A 15,757-nucleotide genomic window follows, 5' to 3' on the forward strand; every position below is an offset into this window, starting at 1 on the left:
GGCGGGGCTTTGCCCCGCCATTTGCGTTTGAGATGCTCGATATCTCAGGATTGCGGATGTCGATAGACCAGGCAGGGATCGCCGTTCGGCGTCGGCGCCTCAGGATCGCGTTTTGCGCCGATGCGCTCGGCCAGGCGCCGCGACGGATGGTTGTCCGGATCGATATAGGAGACGAGGCTGCCCACGCCCGCCTCGCGGAATGCGAAATCCCGCGCGGCCAAGGCCGCTTCCGTCGCATAGCCCCTGCCCTCGAAACCGTCGAACAGCAGCCAGCCAAGTTCGACTTCGGGATAGTCGACCGGATGATGCACGGCGATTTCGCCGACCAGTTCACCGGTGTCGACACGCTCCACGGCCCAACCGCCGAAGCCGTGAACGGGCCAGTGGCCGGTCATATTCATGAACCCGTCCCATACCTGCCTGGGCGTCAGCCGTCCACCGATGAACTGCGACCGATCGCCCGCGTAGATGGCGAGGAGATGGGAGAAGTCGTCGATGCGATAGGGGCGCAGAAGCAGACGCTCGGTGCGGATGAGCGGCGCTTCGAGCCGCTTGGCGCCGGAAGACCTGGAAACCGTCACTGTTTCAGTCGCTCTTTCAGAAGCTTGAGGTAATCGTCGTTCTCGCCGCCCTCGGCGTTTGCCGGCTCCGCCTTGGCGCAAGCAGGCTTGTAGTCCGCCGCAAGGCCTTCCTTGACGCAGACGCCGACCTTCCAGCCCGGAGGGATCGCGGTCAGGTCAACCGACTTCCATTTCGGATGGCCGCTTTCCTTGAGTTGCGCGAGATTGTTGACGATCAGGTTGGAGAAGTCCGCCACCGCCTTGCAGCTTTCGCGATGATAGGCGTTGCGGGCCTTGTCGTAATCGAAGGTCATCAGCACCGCCTTGACCGAGACGACATCCACCGGCTCCTTCTGGAACGGATAGGAATTGGCCTCGATCCTGGCCGGGATATAGGTCGCGAGCAGCGGCGCCTGCGTGATCGGCAGCAGGTGGAATTTCTTGCCGTCGATCTTGTCGCTGTCAAACAGCGCCGCCGGCGCGCCGGCGACATAGAAGAAAGCGTCGATCTTGCCGGCCTTGAGATCTGTCAATGCCTGGTCCTGATTGATCTCCACCTGCTGGGCGTCGACATCCAGAATATCCAGGATCAGGGTCGCGGTGAGGAAGGTGCCGCTGTCGCGCACGCCGACGGCGACCTTCTTGTCGGCGAGACCCTCGATCGTCTTGATGTCGCTGCGGGCGAGCACATGCACCTCCTCGTTATAGAGGGGGAACATGATGCGGACGCCCTTCACCGCCTGCTGGATCTCGGGGTCATTGGCCTCGAAGGTCTTGAGATAATCGAGCACGTCGCTCTGGACGATGCCGAACTGGGTGTTCTTGCGCTTGCGCACGCTCGAGAAGTTTTCGAGCGAGCCGGCGCTCTCCACCACGTTCAGCGTCTGTCCGCAGGCCTTGCCGAGCCCGGCGATATCGCGACCGATCTTGATATAGGTGCCCTTCGGCCCGCCGGTCATGATGTTCTTTTCGAGCTCCGCCGCTCCGGCAGACGCGCCGAACAGCAGCGAAACCGTCACCAGCCCCGCGGAAAACCAAGTCGCGATACCCATTCATTCCTCCTCGTCAGCATGCCCCGCCGAGATCGCGCAGCAGGTTGCGCAACGCCGCAGCCGGCACGCGCCCGTAAACAGATTTCAGCGCATCCGTGACGCATTGTCCATCGCTGAGAAGCTCGAAAAGCTTCTTCTGCTTGGCCGGCGACATATTGTCATAGCCGGGCATGTCGACAAGCGCGTTCTGAACATCATCCGGGTCGCGCGGCGCGTTGGGCGGCTGTGGTTGAGGATCAACCGGCTGAGGCTGCGGCTCGACGGGACGCGGCCGAACCGGGCCTCCTTCCGCCAACTGCTTCTCGAGTTCGGAGACCCGACGCGTCAACCGGACGACATCTGCCTCTGAAGAAGATGCTTGATCTTCGGCCTTGACCCGGGCTGCCCGTTCCTTATCGAACCGGTCTTGCAGATCCTGCGCTTCGGCTCTCAACGCTCTGAGATCGCGCTGCAATTGTCCGGAGTCGCCGAGATTGGCGCGCGCCTCCTTGAGTTCGGCGATGAGGGCCTCACGATCGCGTGTCATGCGATCCAATTCCGCCTGCATATCTCCTCCGTCTGCGAGTGCGGCGCGGAGATCCTTGATGGCGGCGTCGCGCGCAGCAATCGCTTTCTGTGCAACGGTGAGATCCGCCTCCGCCTGGTCGAGGGCTGTTTGCGCAGCGGCGAGATCACGGGAGGTTTTGTCGGCGTTCTTCAGACGCGCCCGCAGATCCTTGATCTCCTTGGCAAGCGCCGCATCGTCGCTGGAGCCTGCGCGCAATTTGTCATTCTCACTTTGCAGCGACTTGAGCTCGGCGTCCATGTCGCCAAGTTCGGCTTCGAGCGATTTTTCGCGGGACCCGGCCTTTGCAGCTTCGTGTTTCGCCGCATCGAGATCCGCCTGCAAATCGGAGATCGTCTGATCGCGCGCAGCCACTACGGCGCCCGTATCGCCTTGAACAAAGCGGGCGGCTCCGTACCCGCCTCCAGCTCCGACCACGAGAGCCAGAACTGCCGCGATCAATGCGCCCGCCGAGCGCCCCGGATTGCCGCCGGAAGGTCCAGCGTCCCTACCCCATTGATTGACCATGATGTCTCCTCTGAATTTCGATCGCCCAATGCAAGGCAATGATTTGGCGATTGTTATGGCGCGCCAGCGTCGACTTGAAAAGCCGCCTCGCCCGCACCAAATCTTCGGATTATCAATCGAGGTGCGGATATGCGTGAGAGAGTGGCGAAATACCAGATCGGCCAGGTGGTCCGGCATCGGGTGTTTCCGTTCCGGGGCGTCATTTTCGACGTCGATCCGGAATTTGCGAATACCGAGGAATGGTGGAATTCGATTCCCCCGGAGGTCAGACCGTCGAAGGATCAACCCTTCTATCATCTTTATGCTGAAAATGCGGAGTCGGCCTATGTGGCCTATGTCTCCGAACAGAATTTGGTGCTGGACGAAAGCGGCGATCCGTTTCGGCATCCGGCGGTGCTGGCGAATTTCGAGCCGGAAAGCCGCACGCAGTATCGGCCCAAGGCGCTCCAGACTCACTGAGGAGTCGGCCCCCCGTTTCGGCTTGACCTTTGCCGTTGGCGCTGATTAATCGGCCCATGGGCGCGGGCTCGCCGCGCCGAGCGAACTCTGTTTGAAAGGCTCATGGCGCGATGACCGGGCTTCCCGTGCTTGATGATGCGTATATCCCTGAATTGCCGAATTATTACAAAGGCAAAGTGCGCGACAATTATGACCTGGCCGATGGCGGCAGGGTGATCATCGCCACCGACCGGCTGTCGGCTTTCGACCGCATCCTGACCGCCATTCCCTACAAGGGCCGGGTGCTGACCCAGACGGCGCGTCATTGGTTCGAACTGACCGCGGACATCTGCCCCAATCACGTGATTTCCTACCCGCATCCGAATGTGGTTATCGGCAAGCGGCTGGAGATCCTGCCGGTGGAAATCGTGGTGCGCGGCTATCTCGCCGGCACGACCTCCACCTCGATCCTGACGAAATACAAGGCCGGCGAACGGACCATGTATGGCGTCACCCTGCCCGACGGCATGCGCGACAACGAAAGGCTCCCGGAAGCCATCATCACGCCCACGACCAAGGCTTTCGACGGCGGCCATGACGAACCACTCTCTGGAGCGGAGATCCTGTCCCAGAAGCTTTTGACGGAAGAGCAGTGGAACACCGTGTCGTCTTATGCGCTGAAGCTGTTCGCCTGCGGCCAGGAGCGCGCCGCGGCGCAAGGCCTGATCCTCGCAGACACCAAATACGAATTCGGCGTCGACGCCGAGGGCACCATCATTCTCGCCGACGAGATCCATACGCCGGATTCCTCGCGCTACTGGATCGCCGAGACCTATCAGGCGGCGCTCGAAAGCGGCAAGCGTCCGGCGAGCTTCGACAAGGATTTCATCCGCGCCTGGGTGGCGGAACGCTGCGACCCCTATAAGGACGAGATCCCAGCCATTCCGGCCGAACTGGTCGAGCAGGCGTCGAAGGTCTATATCGACGCCTTCGAGATGATCACCGGCAAGAGCTTCGACCGCGAAACGGGCGGCGTGACGCTGGCGGATATTCGCGAGAGCCTGAAACACCTGTTCTGAGGTTTACGCCGCGGCCACAAGGTTGCGGCTCTTGCCCGACAACCTCTCGCCTCGTCACCCTCGGGCTTGTCCCGAGGGCGTGCCGACAGACGCGTTGCATTCGACGAATGCCGCTGCAAATGCTCGCCACAAGGGCGAGCATGACGATGGAAGGGCCGCACAGGCCGATTGACGGCCTAAACCTCCACCTCAATCCGCATTCCATCATATGCCGGCTCGACATGGTCAGGCGTTTCCCGCATCACGGTGTCGTAATCGAGCGGGATATGCATGTGCGTGAGGATGGCCCGTTTGGGAGCGATGCGCTCGATCCACTCCATCGCCTGTTCGAGCGACAGATGGCTCGGATGGCGGCGATATTGCAGGCAGTCGATGACCAGCACGTCGAGGCCGACGAGCTTTTCCAGCGACTCCTCCGGAAAATCGCTGACATCGGTGCAATAGGCGACATCGCCGATGCGGAAGCCGAGCGAATGGGCGTCGCCATGGTGCTGGATCAACGGCAGGAAGGGGATCGCCCCGCCAGGGCCGGGAACCTCGAAACTGCTGGCGATGTTGATCTCATAGCTGCGGGCGATCGGCGGATAGGAACTGCCGACGGGCGTTTCAAACACATAGCGGAAGCCTTCGATCACCCGTTCCATGGTCGCCGGATCGGCCCAGACCGGCATGCGGTGTTCGTTCTTGTAGACGAAGGACCTGATATCATCGATGCCATGCAGATGATCGGCATGGGCGTGCGTCAGCACCACGGCGTGCAGATCCTCCGCGCCGACTGCGACCATCTGGCTGCGGAAATCGGGGCCGGTGTCGATCACCACCGATGTCAGCTTGCCGTCGTCGGACCATTGCTCGACCAGCATGGCGGCGCGGCTGCGACGATTTTTCGGATTGCTGGGATCGCAAGCCCCCCAGTCGCCGGTGATGCGCGGAACGCCGGGCGAGGAAGAGCATCCGAGAATCGTAAAGCGTCGCTTCATGAGCAAGGTTCTCCGTCAGGCGACACGCGTCATCTTGGAAAAGCAGCGGAAGGCGTTTTCGGTGGTAAGTTCGGACACAGCCTCGACGCTGACGCCGATCGTCTGCGCCAGCACCTCGGCGGTGTTGACCACATAGGAAGGCTCGTTGCGCTTGCCGCGCCAGGTTTTCGGCGCGAGATAGGGCGCGTCCGTCTCCACCAGCAGCCGGTCGCGCGGCACGGACGCCGCAATGTCGCGGATGTCCTGCGACTTCGGGAAGGTCAGGATGCCCGAGAAAGACACGTACCCCCCGAGCTCGACCCCGACCCGCGCCAGTTCCGCCCCAGAGGAAAAGCAGTGAAGGAGGAAGGGGAAGGCCCCGCCCCGCTCGGTCTCGTCCTTCAGGATCGCCGCCATGTCGTCATCGGCGGCGCGGGAATGGATGACGAGCGGCAGGCCGGTGATGCGGGCGGCGGCGATATGCCGGCGCAGACCCGTCGCCTGCTGTTCGGGCGTCGCATAGTCGTAGAAATAATCGAGACCCGCCTCGCCGATCGCCACGCATTTCGGGTGCTCCGACAGGGCGACCAGTTCATCGGTCTGGATGTCAGGCTCCTCATGCGCATGGTTGGGATGCGTGCCGACCGAGCAGAACACCTGCTCATAGGTCTCCGCGATCGCCTTGATACGCTCGAAGCGATGCACCAGCGTGGAGATGGTGATCATCTGGCCGACGCCGGCCGCCCGAGCCCGCGCGATCAGCTCGTCGCGCTCGGCGTCGAAATCCGGAAAATCCAGATGGCAATGCGTGTCGATCAGCATTCCCGCCTCATGCCTTCGGCGGGAAATATTTCGGGAACACGCCGGTCGGCGGCGCGATGGTCACGCCGCTCTTGACGCGGCCGTTCGCGCCGAGCGAGGCGAAGTCGCGGCTCGTGACGGAGTCCCCGAAGAGATCGAGCAGTTTTTCGGCCGAGGCCGGAACGTAAGGCTGCAGCATCACGGCGATCTGGCGGACGACTTCGAGCGTCACATAGAGGACCGTCGACATGCGGGCGACATCGCCGGATTTCGCCAGCGCCCAGGGCGCCTGTGCAGCAAAGTAGCTGTTGGCTTCCGACGACACGGCAAAGACCGCCGACATCGACTTGTGGATCTGTTGGGTCGCCATCTCGGCGCGGCAGGTCTCGATCGCCTTGTCGGCGAGCGCGATCAGCGCCTCGTCTTCGGGCGTCAGCGGACCGGGTTCCGGAATGACGCCTTCGAGATTCTTAGACACCATCGACAGCGAACGCTGGGCGAGATTGCCGATATTGTCGGCAAGATCGGCGTTGATGCGGTTGGCGATCGCCTCCTCGCTATAGGAGCCGTCCTGGCCGAAGGAGACTTCGCGCAGGAAGAAATGGCGCACCTGGTCGCAGCCGAAATGTTCGACGAGATCGAAGGGATCGACGACATTGCCGACCGATTTCGACATCTTCTCGCCCTTGTTGAGCATAAATCCATGCGCATAGACGCGCTTGGGCAGCGCCACGCCCGCCGACATCAGGAAGGCTGGCCAGTAGACGGCGTGGAAACGGATGATGTCCTTGCCGATGATGTGGATGGCCGGCCAGAACTTCCAGCGTTCGGCATTGGCGTCGGGATAGCCGGCGGCGGTGATGTAGTTGGTCAGCGCGTCGACCCAGACATACATCACATGCTTAGGATCGCCTGGAACTGGGATGCCCCAATCGAAGGTGGTGCGCGACATAGAGAGATCGCGCAAGCCGGATTTCACGAAGGAGACAACCTCGTTACGGCGCTCGTCGGGACCGATGAAATCTGGCTGGGCTTCGTAGAGCGCCAGCAGCTTGTCCTGATAGTTGGACAGACGGAAGAAGTAGCTTTCCTCCTCCACCCATTCCACCGGCGTGCCCTGCGGCCCATAGCGGACGCCGTCGGCGCGCAGCTCGGTTTCGCCTTCCTGATAATAGGCCTCGTCGCGCACCGAATACCAGCCGGAATAGCTGTCCTTATAGATGTCGCCGGCCTCGACCATCTTGGTCCAGATCGCCTGAACGGATTTGTAGTGCCGCTCTTCCGTGGTGCGGATGAAATCGTCGTTGGAGGCGTTGAAGATCGGGCCCATGCGGCGGAATTCGGCGGAATTGCGATCGGCCAGTTCACGCGCGGTCATGCCCAGCGCCCGCGCCGTCTGCTGCATCTTCTGGCCATGCTCGTCGGTGCCGGTCAGGAAGAAGACCTCGCGGCCGTCGAGCCGCTGGAAGCGGGCGAGAGCGTCCGTGGCGATCAGCTCATAGGCATGGCCGATATGCGGCTTGCCGTTGGGATAGGAGATCGCGGTCGTGATGTAAAAGGGCGAATTGTCGATCATTCGCGATAATGCCTTGCTTGTCGTTTGCGGTTGTTGCAGCGCTTCTAAGCCTTATTTTTAACGGCTGCAAACATGAATCGAGTTTCGCGATCAAAAGACATCCGCGCGCAGCGCTCGTGGGATAGACTGGCTCACTTGCTTGACTTGACCGGCCCCGGCGACTAGTCGATTAGGCGTGGGGCGCCCTGTCGCGAGACGGCGAGGCGGAAAGTGCGATGCGAACATCGCGCGCGAAAGGGATTGAGTTGGACTTCCTGCATAATATTGATCCGCTTTACTCGATATCGGGACTTTTCGTCGGCATCCTAGTGGGAATTACCGGAGTGGGCGGCGGCTCGCTGATGACCCCGCTACTGGTGGTGCTGTTCAATGTGCACCCAGCCACCGCCGTCGGTACGGATCTTCTTTACGCCGCCATCACCAAGAGCGCCGGCACGGCCGTGCATGGCGCGAACAAGACGATCAATTGGGCGATCGTTCGGACCCTCGGTCTCGGCAGCGTCCCGGCCGCGCTCGTGACCCTCTATATGCTCTCCGGGATCGACCGCAAAAGCCTCGCTGCGGTCTCGCTCATCACCTATTCGCTCGGCTGGATGCTGTTCCTCACGGCCTTCCTGCTGCTGTTCCGCAACACCATCGTCGACCGCGTCACCGAATGGAGACAACATAAGCCGCCGGTTTCTACATCGACCGTGACGCTGCTGACATTCGCCCTCGGCATTGTGCTCGGAACTCTGGTCACCCTGACCTCGGTCGGCGCCGGCGCGCTCGGCGTCACCGTGCTGCTGATGCTCTATCCCCGTCTGCAGATCCGCGACATCGTCGGTTCCGACATCGTGCATGCCGTGCCGCTGACGCTGGTCGGCGGCATCGGCTACTGGATGATCGGCGAGATCGACTGGATGATGCTGATCTCGCTGCTGATTGGCTCGATCCCCGGCATCATCATCGGCAGCCATATCGCCCCGCGCATGCCGGACCGGCTGATCCGGCCGTTCCTGGCCGCGACGCTGGCGTTGGTGGCGCTCAAGCTGGTTCTCGCCTGACGCTGCGGAGCGTCGTCAAAACCGCAAACCGTTTCACAAGCGCGCCGCGATTTCACCCATCAACGTTATGACGGTCTGCTTGCGTTCGAGATTATAGGCGTCGGATGCATTGATCTGCTCGTCCATCGTCGCCTTCAGTTGCGACAGGTCGAACGCTCTCCCAACGTCTCCCTCCAGAGCCGCAGCGCGCGCCCGGCCGAAGACTTCCATGCCGAGTTGGTCGATGAAGAATTCATAGAGGATGTCGCCATCCTTCTGGGCCACGACATCGGCAAGCTTATGAATGGCGCGGCGCTGGGCCGGTCCCTGCTGCGACAGCGCCGCCCTCATCGCGTCCAGCACATCCAGTCCGCCGTAGTTCAGGAGCTTGATCGCCTGCGACACCGAGCCGCCAGCCATTGCGAGCAGCCGGTCCCGGACCGCCTCCGGCGCGGAAAGGCCGAGATGGGCGAGCGCGGAGAGAAGATCGCCGTCGGCGAGCGGCCTCAGGCTGACGGTGAGGCAGCGCGAGCGAATGGTAGGCAGCAGCTTCCCCGGCGCATGCGACAGCACCAGGAACATCGACCGCTTCGGCGGCTCCTCCAGCATTTTCAGGATGGCGTTCGCAGCGCTGCGGTTGAGATCGTCGGCGGGGTCGACCACGACGATGCGCCAGTTGCCGGTGCCGGAGGTCTGGGAGAAAAACTTGCCCGCACGGCGCACTTCGTCGACGGTGATGGCGGTTTTCGTCTTGCCGGTCTTGGCGTCGACCGGACGGGCGAGATGCAGCAGATTGTGCGAGGCGCCCTGGGCGATCTGCCGGAACATCGGATGCTCCGGATCAGGATCTGAAAGATGGGTCGGCGCGCCAGCCGGATCGGGATGGGCGAGAATATGGTTGGCGAAGCGAAAGGCGAGCGTCGCCTTGCCGACGCCTTCGGGTCCTTCGAGCAGCAGGGCGTGATGGCCCTTGCCGCTCGCATAGGATTCCGCAAGGAACGCCTGCGCTTCGGCATGGCCGAACAGCCGCGTGTTCTCCTGGGGGGCGATCGCCCCGTCGAGCAGAGTGGTCTGAGCCGCGCTCACGCTTCGCCGGTCTCCCGCACCCGGTGAGACTGGATCGGCAACAGCGCCTCGACGATCTCGAAGATGCGGTTGTGCACAGCATCCGGCGGCCAGGCGGCGTCGACGACGCGGCAGCGCAGCGGTTCGCGGTCGGCAATGTCGAGAAAGGCCTCGCGGCGTTTCTCATGGGTGGAGACTTCCTCTTTCTCGAAACGGTCGGGCTGGGCGTCCGCGTTTTCGCCGCTGGCGCGCGCCCGCGCCCGGCGCAGGCCTTCCGAGGCCGGCAGATCGAGAATCAGCGTGCAATCGGGCATCACCCCGTTGATCGCCACCCTTTCGAGATTGTCCATGAATTCGGCCTCGAGATTGCCGGTGACGCCCTGATACACCCGCGACGAATCGATGAAGCGGTCGCACAGCACCACAGCGCCGGTGGCGAGCGCGGGGCGGATCACTTCCTCGACATGGTCGTTCCGGGCGGCGGCGAACAGGATCGCCTCCATGCGCGCCCCATGCGCCTCGGCGGCGCCGGACAACAGCACATGGCGCACGGCTTCGGCTCCGGGAGATCCGCCCGGTTCGCGCGTCACCAGGACATCCAGGCCCATGCGGCGCAGACGATCGGCGAGAAGCCGGATCTGGGTGCTCTTGCCGGCCCCCTCTCCGCCTTCGAACGTCACGAACAAACCTTGTCTTGCGGCCACGCGCGGGCTCCATTCTTGCCTTGCATGCTCATAGCCAAGCCGGCGGCATCCGTCAAAGCCAGAAGAACATCAGTTCCTTCAAACCGTCCCAGGCCTTGGAGGTCAGCGATCCCGATCCCACCGCCGTCGAGGCGTAGACCGGCGTCTCCAGAAGCTTGCGCTGTCCGAGGCTCAGTTCCATGGCGCCGATCTGCTGGCCTTCCGACACCGGCGCCTTGAGGGGCCATGTATAGCGAATTTTCGCCCGGACCTTGTCTTCCGTATCGACCGGCACGAAAATATCGACATTCTTCGCCGCCTTCAGCGGCACCCGCGCGGCGTCGCCGCCGAACACCGGCGCTTCGGCCACCGTCTCGTCCTGTTGAAACACGGTGCGGCGGGTGAAGCTCGAAAAGCCCCAGTCGAACACGCGACGGGTTTCCTCGAGCCTCTCCTTGTCCGACGCCAGTCCACTCATGGCCAGATAGAGCCTGACGCCATTGCGCTCTGTCGTCGCCACGATGCCGTAGCCTGCGCCTTCGGCGAAACCGAGCGCCATGCCGTCGAGACCAAGCCCCATCTTCACCACCCGATTCCGCTGCCGGATCTTGTTCCATTCGAAATCTTCCTCACCGAACAGGCCGACATAATCGGGATAGGCGGCCCGCGCATGGATGGCGAGCTTCGAGAGATCGCGGATGGAAGTCTTGTTGCCGGGATCGGGAAGACCGTTGGAATTGGCGAGCACGGTGTTTACCAGCCCCAATTCCTTGGCCCGCGCCGAGAGCTTTTCGGCAAAGGCGGCGTCGGATCCGTAAAGCCCCTCGCCGAGAATGATGCAGGCGTCGTTGGCGGAATGCACGGTCACGCCGCGCAAGAGATCCATGACGCTGATCTCGGAATTCAGCGCGGCGAACATGGTGGAGGTGCGCGACAGGGCGCCGCCGGTGCGCCAGGCATATTCGGAGACCTTGAACTTGGCGTCGGGCTTCAGGCGGCCTTCCTTCAGTTCCCGAAAGACATATTCGGCGGTCAGCAGCTTGGCCAGGGAAGCCGGCGCGATGACGGCGTCGGCATTGCGCTCGAACAGCACGGTGCCGGTGCTTTCCTCGACCAGCAGGATTTCCTTCGCCTTGGCGTCCAGCGGCGCCGCTTCGGCGAGACCGGGATGGATGATCGACAGTGCGATCGCGACGAACAGATAGAGCAAGACAGGCATGACGATCCGAGTGTGTGTGGCGCCTCACCCTACGCGAAACGGCTCAGGCGCCAAGGGCCGCGCCAGCGGTAATTGAAATCCTCGGCCTGCGGAGGCCGCCGATCAGTTCTGGCGGTCGACGGACTTGCGGATCGCCTCGGCGTTCAGTCCGCCCTTTTCGACGAGCACGGCGTCGAAGGGCGCAGCTTGGGCCGCTTCCACCCGCATTTCCGCATAGGCCGAAAGCGTGCCGAGGATATGTTCGTTGTATTGAGGCCGCTCAGCCGGGATGGGGCCGAACTCCGGAAGCTGCACCATCGTCTCGAAATCGGAGAGGTCGCCCGCCCAGCTCGGGGCCTGCTGCGGCTCGGCATAAGCCACCGAAGCGACCTGCGTGACTGCGGGCTTCGGAACCACCGGCGCGGACCGCACGATCTGGCGCGGCGTGAACGTCGCGTCGTTGGACGCCACCATCACGCCGGTTGCGATCTGGCCGCCGGGATTGCGTCGGATGCGCTCGCCCTTGGGAATATAGGACGCCATCAGGAAGGCCTGGTCGCGTCCGTCCATGCGGGCCTTGCCGACATATTGCACCCGCACCTTGGCGGTGCCGTGATGGCGCATGTCGAGCATGTCGGCGGCCTTGTCGGAAATGTCGATGATTCGGCCGGGATGATAGGGACCGCGGTCGTTGACCCGCACGATCAGCGACGAGCCGGTCTGCAGATTGGTGACCCGGGCATAGCTCGGCAGCGGAAAGGTCGGATGGGCGGCCGACAGCGAATACTGGTCGTAGATTTCGCCGTTCGCCGTCAGACGGCCGTGGAAGGCCGAGCCGTACCAGGAGGCAAGCCCGGTCTTGTCATAGGCCTTGTCTTCCTTGGGCGCATACCACTTGCCCTTGACCTTGTAAGGCTTGCCGATCATTTCGCGACCGCCGCCCTTGGGCGGATGCTTGCCCTTGTAAACGCGGGGACTGGCTTTGACGCCATATTCGCTTTCGGCGAAATATTCCTTGCCGTGCTGACGCTTCTTGCCCGCGTATTTCGTCGTGCCGCAGGAGGCCACACAGAGGGAAACGGCCACCAGAGCCACCCATTTTCCCGCGCATGCCCATGACGCTCCGCGTCGCTCAGTCTTTACCGCCATTTGCTTTTCTGCGCCCCGCGCCGCCAGCTTCTTTTCGTTTCAGAACACGCCCCGCCGTCCCGGGCGGTCGAATGCGTTTCTGTTAACTACGGTTGGTAAAAACATGCCAACATCCGGGCGGAATTGCGAACGGATTTGCGGTGCAGGCCGGAAAATTGCTCGTCATGGTAAACGCATGGTTAACACCGCCTCCCAACCGCGAAACGACGAACGCCTCCGTGTTGACGCGGCCCGCGAAGCTGTTAAAAGGGCAGGCGAAGCGGATGGGTGTCCGAGCGGTTTAAGGAACCGGTCTTGAAAACCGGCGTGCGGGAAACCGTACCGTGGGTTCGAATCCCACCCCATCCGCCATTACCGCTCATTTTGCGTTCTATGCGAACGCCTTACCTCCAACTGCAGCCAGTCACCGCCGATTATACGACTTGAGAAAATGAACAGAGACCCGCCGCACCATATTGCGGCGGAACTCGTTTCTTACAGAATTCGGCTACAAATCCCGATCTGCGGAGAATGCTACATCGCGCTGGCCTTCTATGGCGGCCAGGCGTTGCGACAGGGCTTGCGAAATCGAATTGTAGGCCGTGCTGCCCAGGGCGAGCCGCAGCGCAGGTTTTGCTTCATCCACCGCCGCGATCATCGCCGTGGCTGTTCGTCCCGCATCCCCCTTGAGAACGAAGCTTCCGCTGCTTATCGCGCGTCGAACTTCCCCGGCCGGCGTGTCGTCGTACGCGGTCATCGGATCGGCGTGGACCAACCCGGCTCCGAAATTGGTCGAGGTCGGTCCAGGTTCGGCAATGATGAAATCGATCCCGAATGACGCAACCTCCTGAGCTACCGCCTCTATGAAGCCCTCGATTCCCCATTTGGTGGCATGGTACAGACTGAAATTGGGGTAAGCGATCTGGCCGCCCTCGGACGAAACCTGAACGATCCGCCCGCCGCCCTGACGGCGCAGATGCGGTAAGACTGCGCGAATGAGTTGGATGGAGCCGGTGAGATTGGTCGCGATTTGCCGGACGACCTGGTCGTCGGTCACTTCCTCGGCGGCGCCGACGAGGCCGTAGCCAGCGTTGCTTGCGATGACGTCGATCCTGCTCACGCTCTGGAAGGCGTAATCGACAGCCGCCCGAATGCTGCTCGTATCGATGAGGTCCAGCGTCGCCACCGCGAGCCTGTTGCCATACTGGCGCTGCAGATCGACCAAAGCATCCGGGCGACGCACCGCTCCGATGACCCGGTCACCGCGCGCCAGCACTTGTTCGGTCATTTGGTAGCCGAGTCCGGAGGATGCTCCGGTAATGAACCATGTCTTGCTCATGAATATCACCTTTCGTTGCGAGAGCAGTAAGGTAACGCAGGATGATTGGTGATATAAGGAAGCCAATACAGGATGATCTAGTGCAGGAAGTTCACCAATGTCAAAACCGACCCTCAGCGACGTCGAAACCTTCGCCGCCATTGCCCATCACCGCAGCTTCAGGAAAGCGGCTGATGCGCTCGGGGTATCGCGATCGGCTCTCAGCCATGCCATGATCGGGCTGGAACGGACTCTGGGTGTCAGGCTGCTCAACCGCACGACCCGAAGCGTCTCGCCCACCGAAGCCGGCACGCGCCTGCTGGAACGCATAATCCCGGTTCTACGGGATTTCGATATGGCGCTGGATGGCCTTGCCGATGAACGCGGCGAGGCCGCTGGACGATTGCGGATCAATGCCAGCAAGAGCGCCGCGCGGTTTCTACTGTCCCAGGTCGTTCCGCGCTTTATGACCCAGCATCCGAAGGTGGAACTCGATCTTGTCTCCGACGGTCGCCTTATCGATATCGTGGAAGCAGGTTTCGATGCAGGGGTCCGGCTTGCCGAAGCCGTACCGCAGGACATGATAGCCGTGCCAGTCGGGGGCAGTGTCCGCTTCCTCGCGCTCGCTTCGCCAGCCTATTTGGCCGGTCGGGCAGCCCTGATCACGCCCGACGACCTCCGCCAGCATGTCTGTATACGTCAGCGGTTGCCGAGCGGAAAACGCTACCGATGGGAATTCAGCCGACATGGAGAGGAGTTGTCGGTGGATGTATCCGGTCCACTAACGCTGGATGATAACGACCTGATGATTCAGGCCGCGTCCGATGGACTCGGCATCGCCTATGTCCCCGAGACTTTCGGACGGGACCTGCTGACATCAGGTCGGCTTGTGACCGTATTGGAGGACTGGTGTCCACCACTGCCCGGTCTGATGCTCTACTATCCGGGCCATCGTCACGTTCCGTCCGCACTGCGCGCGTTTATAGATATATTGAGGGAAGCCAACCGCCAAATTGGACTTTGATTTACGAACGGTTTGCAGATGGATACGTGAGGGCGGCATTAGAGGGCTATAGCGTAGACGTAGTGCTCATCTTGATCGGGCGTGGCCCGCCAATTTTTCAAATCTTGAGATCATTCTGAATTAAGCACTATGTGTTTATCCTCTATTTTATATTCCCATAAATCAACATAACTCAAAAGCCCGCACCGCAAATCAGCTAGATTGCAATCAGACAGGGCATGCGCCGTACTCCTCCCGCGGCGAATGAGGGGCTGTCGGACGCGGCCGGGCGGCGGACACCGGTCGCGTCCCATTTTTGTCCATGACCGCTGCGCTTCCGAACAAGGCTTTTCCGATGATCTCTCTCCTCTACACAGGCGCAGGCGCCGGGATCGCCGTGTTCCTGGCGGTGAACCAGGCGACTGCCGACAGACGGCAGGATGACATCCGTTACGCCTATGATCTCGCGCTCGCCATCGGCGGCGATTACCACTGCGGTTATGGATTGGACATGCAGGCGGTGCGGCAGGCGATCGATGAGCGGTTGGCCTCCCTGCCCGTGACGGCGCGGCGAACCTTCCGCATGATGCTGGCCGGCGTCACCACAGCTCAGCAAAAGCCGGATGGCGGCAGCTGCGAGCGTCATCGTCTGCTCGCCGCCCGGCTGGGCCTGTTAGGACGTTGACGACGCGCAAATTTACTATGTTTTCACTTGACAAGCGCGCGGGTATTGTAATTCGCGGGATTTGGTCGGCATTATTCGCAGGCGGGGTGGCGCAGGCATTGTCCCTTTTGTTTGC

General features: G+C 62.0%; 16 protein-coding genes and 1 tRNA gene. 6 read left to right on the forward strand and 11 right to left on the reverse strand.

The annotated features are described in order from the left end of the window. Positions 1-44: 44 nt before the first annotated feature. From E8Q41_RS00985 to E8Q41_RS00995, 3 genes are read right to left on the reverse strand one after another with little or no spacing between them, the layout of a single operon-like run. Positions 45-581, reverse strand: coding sequence for a GNAT family N-acetyltransferase (locus tag E8Q41_RS00985; protein WP_170976311.1), 537 nt, complete (start codon positions 579-581; stop codon positions 45-47). Continuing rightward, on the reverse strand, positions 578-1,612 hold the full coding sequence (locus tag E8Q41_RS00990; RefSeq protein ID WP_137153625.1) for a TAXI family TRAP transporter solute-binding subunit: 1,035 nt from the start codon (positions 1,610-1,612) through the stop codon (positions 578-580). Before E8Q41_RS00990 ends, E8Q41_RS00985 begins: the two co-directional genes overlap by 4 nt. Positions 1,613-1,625: 13 nt before the next feature. Then, positions 1,626-2,684, reverse strand: coding sequence for a hypothetical protein (locus E8Q41_RS00995; RefSeq protein ID WP_137153626.1), 1,059 nt, complete (start codon positions 2,682-2,684; stop codon positions 1,626-1,628). 129 nt (positions 2,685-2,813) lie between these two features. Between E8Q41_RS00995 and hspQ the strand changes: the two genes are divergently transcribed. Both hspQ and E8Q41_RS01005 read left to right on the forward strand, forming a co-directional pair. Further along, complete coding sequence (gene hspQ / locus E8Q41_RS01000) at positions 2,814-3,143, forward strand: heat shock protein HspQ (protein ID WP_137153627.1); 330 nt, start codon at positions 2,814-2,816, stop codon at positions 3,141-3,143. A gap of 110 nt (positions 3,144-3,253) precedes the next feature. Further along, a complete protein-coding gene (locus E8Q41_RS01005; RefSeq protein ID WP_137153628.1) occupies positions 3,254-4,201 on the forward strand; it encodes a phosphoribosylaminoimidazolesuccinocarboxamide synthase in 948 nt (315 codons plus the stop codon). Between the two features lie 176 nt (positions 4,202-4,377). Here the strand turns inward: E8Q41_RS01005 and E8Q41_RS01010 are convergent, their stop codons facing one another. Genes E8Q41_RS01010 through metG form a run of 3 tightly spaced genes read right to left on the reverse strand, consistent with a single transcriptional unit; the run spans position 4,378 to position 7,537 of the window. Continuing rightward, the gene (locus E8Q41_RS01010) at positions 4,378-5,187 is read right to left on the reverse strand and encodes an MBL fold metallo-hydrolase (protein WP_246660034.1); all 810 of its coding nucleotides are present in this window, start codon (positions 5,185-5,187) and stop codon (positions 4,378-4,380) included. A 9-nt stretch (positions 5,188-5,196) separates the two neighbouring features. Continuing rightward, positions 5,197-5,982: a TatD family hydrolase gene (locus tag E8Q41_RS01015; RefSeq protein ID WP_137153630.1), complete on the reverse strand. Its 786-nt coding sequence runs from the start codon at positions 5,980-5,982 to the stop codon at positions 5,197-5,199. A gap of 7 nt (positions 5,983-5,989) precedes the next feature. Further along, entirely contained in the window at positions 5,990-7,537 is a 1,548-nt protein-coding gene (metG, locus tag E8Q41_RS01020) for a methionine--tRNA ligase (protein ID WP_137153631.1), read from the reverse strand. Positions 7,538-7,752: 215 nt separating this feature from the next. On the opposite strand from metG, the gene E8Q41_RS01025 reads away from it, so the two are divergent. Further along, positions 7,753-8,583 (forward strand): sulfite exporter TauE/SafE family protein, encoded by an 831-nt coding sequence (locus tag E8Q41_RS01025; RefSeq protein WP_137153632.1) that lies wholly within the window; start codon positions 7,753-7,755, stop codon positions 8,581-8,583. Positions 8,584-8,616: 33 nt separating this feature from the next. On the opposite strand, the gene E8Q41_RS01030 is transcribed toward E8Q41_RS01025, so the two are convergent. The 4 genes from E8Q41_RS01030 to E8Q41_RS01045 form a co-directional block, all read right to left on the reverse strand. Next, the gene (locus E8Q41_RS01030; RefSeq protein WP_137153633.1) at positions 8,617-9,648 is read right to left on the reverse strand and encodes a DNA polymerase III subunit delta'; all 1,032 of its coding nucleotides are present in this window, start codon (positions 9,646-9,648) and stop codon (positions 8,617-8,619) included. Beyond that, entirely contained in the window at positions 9,645-10,331 is a 687-nt protein-coding gene (tmk, locus tag E8Q41_RS01035) for a dTMP kinase (protein WP_137153634.1), read from the reverse strand. Before tmk ends, E8Q41_RS01030 begins: the two co-directional genes overlap by 4 nt. A 52-nt stretch (positions 10,332-10,383) precedes the next feature. Further along, positions 10,384-11,529, reverse strand: coding sequence for a D-alanyl-D-alanine carboxypeptidase family protein (locus E8Q41_RS01040; protein WP_137153635.1), 1,146 nt, complete (start codon positions 11,527-11,529; stop codon positions 10,384-10,386). 102 nt (positions 11,530-11,631) lie between these two features. Further along, positions 11,632-12,657, reverse strand: coding sequence for a septal ring lytic transglycosylase RlpA family protein (locus E8Q41_RS01045; RefSeq protein ID WP_137153636.1), 1,026 nt, complete (start codon positions 12,655-12,657; stop codon positions 11,632-11,634). Positions 12,658-12,918: 261 nt separating this feature from the next. On the opposite strand from E8Q41_RS01045, the gene E8Q41_RS01050 reads away from it, so the two are divergent. Then, positions 12,919-13,008 (forward strand) — tRNA-Ser (locus E8Q41_RS01050). Positions 13,009-13,144: 136 nt separating this feature from the next. Here the strand turns inward: E8Q41_RS01050 and E8Q41_RS01055 are convergent. Next, entirely contained in the window at positions 13,145-13,975 is an 831-nt protein-coding gene (locus E8Q41_RS01055; RefSeq protein ID WP_137153637.1) for an SDR family oxidoreductase, read from the reverse strand. A 97-nt stretch (positions 13,976-14,072) separates the two neighbouring features. Between E8Q41_RS01055 and E8Q41_RS01060 the strand changes: the two genes are divergently transcribed. Further along, positions 14,073-14,978, forward strand: a complete 906-nt coding sequence (locus E8Q41_RS01060) for a LysR family transcriptional regulator (protein ID WP_137153638.1) — start codon at positions 14,073-14,075, stop codon at positions 14,976-14,978. A 334-nt stretch (positions 14,979-15,312) separates the two neighbouring features. After that, positions 15,313-15,642 carry a hypothetical protein gene (locus E8Q41_RS01065; protein WP_137153639.1) on the forward strand — a complete coding sequence of 110 codons (330 nt, stop codon included), beginning with the start codon at positions 15,313-15,315 and terminating at the stop codon, positions 15,640-15,642. Positions 15,643-15,757 lie beyond the last annotated feature (115 nt).

It is taken from the genome of Rhizobium sp. FKL33 (assembly GCF_005222915.1).
Classification (GTDB): Bacteria; Pseudomonadota; Alphaproteobacteria; order Rhizobiales; family Rhizobiaceae; genus Rhizobium_E.

Bases quoted from the DNA above. Each gene is read 5' to 3' on its own strand.
- E8Q41_RS00990 (WP_137153625.1), bottom strand. From the start codon at position 1,612: ATGGGTATCGCGACTTGGTTTTCCGCGGGGCTGGTGACGGTTTCGCTG.
- E8Q41_RS00995 (WP_137153626.1), bottom strand. From the start codon at position 2,684: ATGGTCAATCAATGGGGTAGGGACGCTGGACCTTCCGGCGGCAATCCG.
- hspQ (WP_137153627.1), top strand. From the start codon at position 2,814: ATGCGTGAGAGAGTGGCGAAATACCAGATCGGCCAGGTGGTCCGGCAT.
- E8Q41_RS01005 (WP_137153628.1), top strand. From the start codon at position 3,254: ATGACCGGGCTTCCCGTGCTTGATGATGCGTATATCCCTGAATTGCCG.
- E8Q41_RS01015 (WP_137153630.1), bottom strand. From the start codon at position 5,982: ATGCTGATCGACACGCATTGCCATCTGGATTTTCCGGATTTCGACGCC.
- metG (WP_137153631.1), bottom strand. From the start codon at position 7,537: ATGATCGACAATTCGCCCTTTTACATCACGACCGCGATCTCCTATCCC.
- E8Q41_RS01025 (WP_137153632.1), top strand. From the start codon at position 7,753: ATGCGAACATCGCGCGCGAAAGGGATTGAGTTGGACTTCCTGCATAAT.
- E8Q41_RS01040 (WP_137153635.1), bottom strand. From the start codon at position 11,529: ATGCCTGTCTTGCTCTATCTGTTCGTCGCGATCGCACTGTCGATCATC.
- E8Q41_RS01045 (WP_137153636.1), bottom strand. From the start codon at position 12,657: ATGGCGGTAAAGACTGAGCGACGCGGAGCGTCATGGGCATGCGCGGGA.
- E8Q41_RS01055 (WP_137153637.1), bottom strand. From the start codon at position 13,975: ATGAGCAAGACATGGTTCATTACCGGAGCATCCTCCGGACTCGGCTAC.
- E8Q41_RS01060 (WP_137153638.1), top strand. From the start codon at position 14,073: ATGTCAAAACCGACCCTCAGCGACGTCGAAACCTTCGCCGCCATTGCC.
- E8Q41_RS01065 (WP_137153639.1), top strand. From the start codon at position 15,313: ATGATCTCTCTCCTCTACACAGGCGCAGGCGCCGGGATCGCCGTGTTC.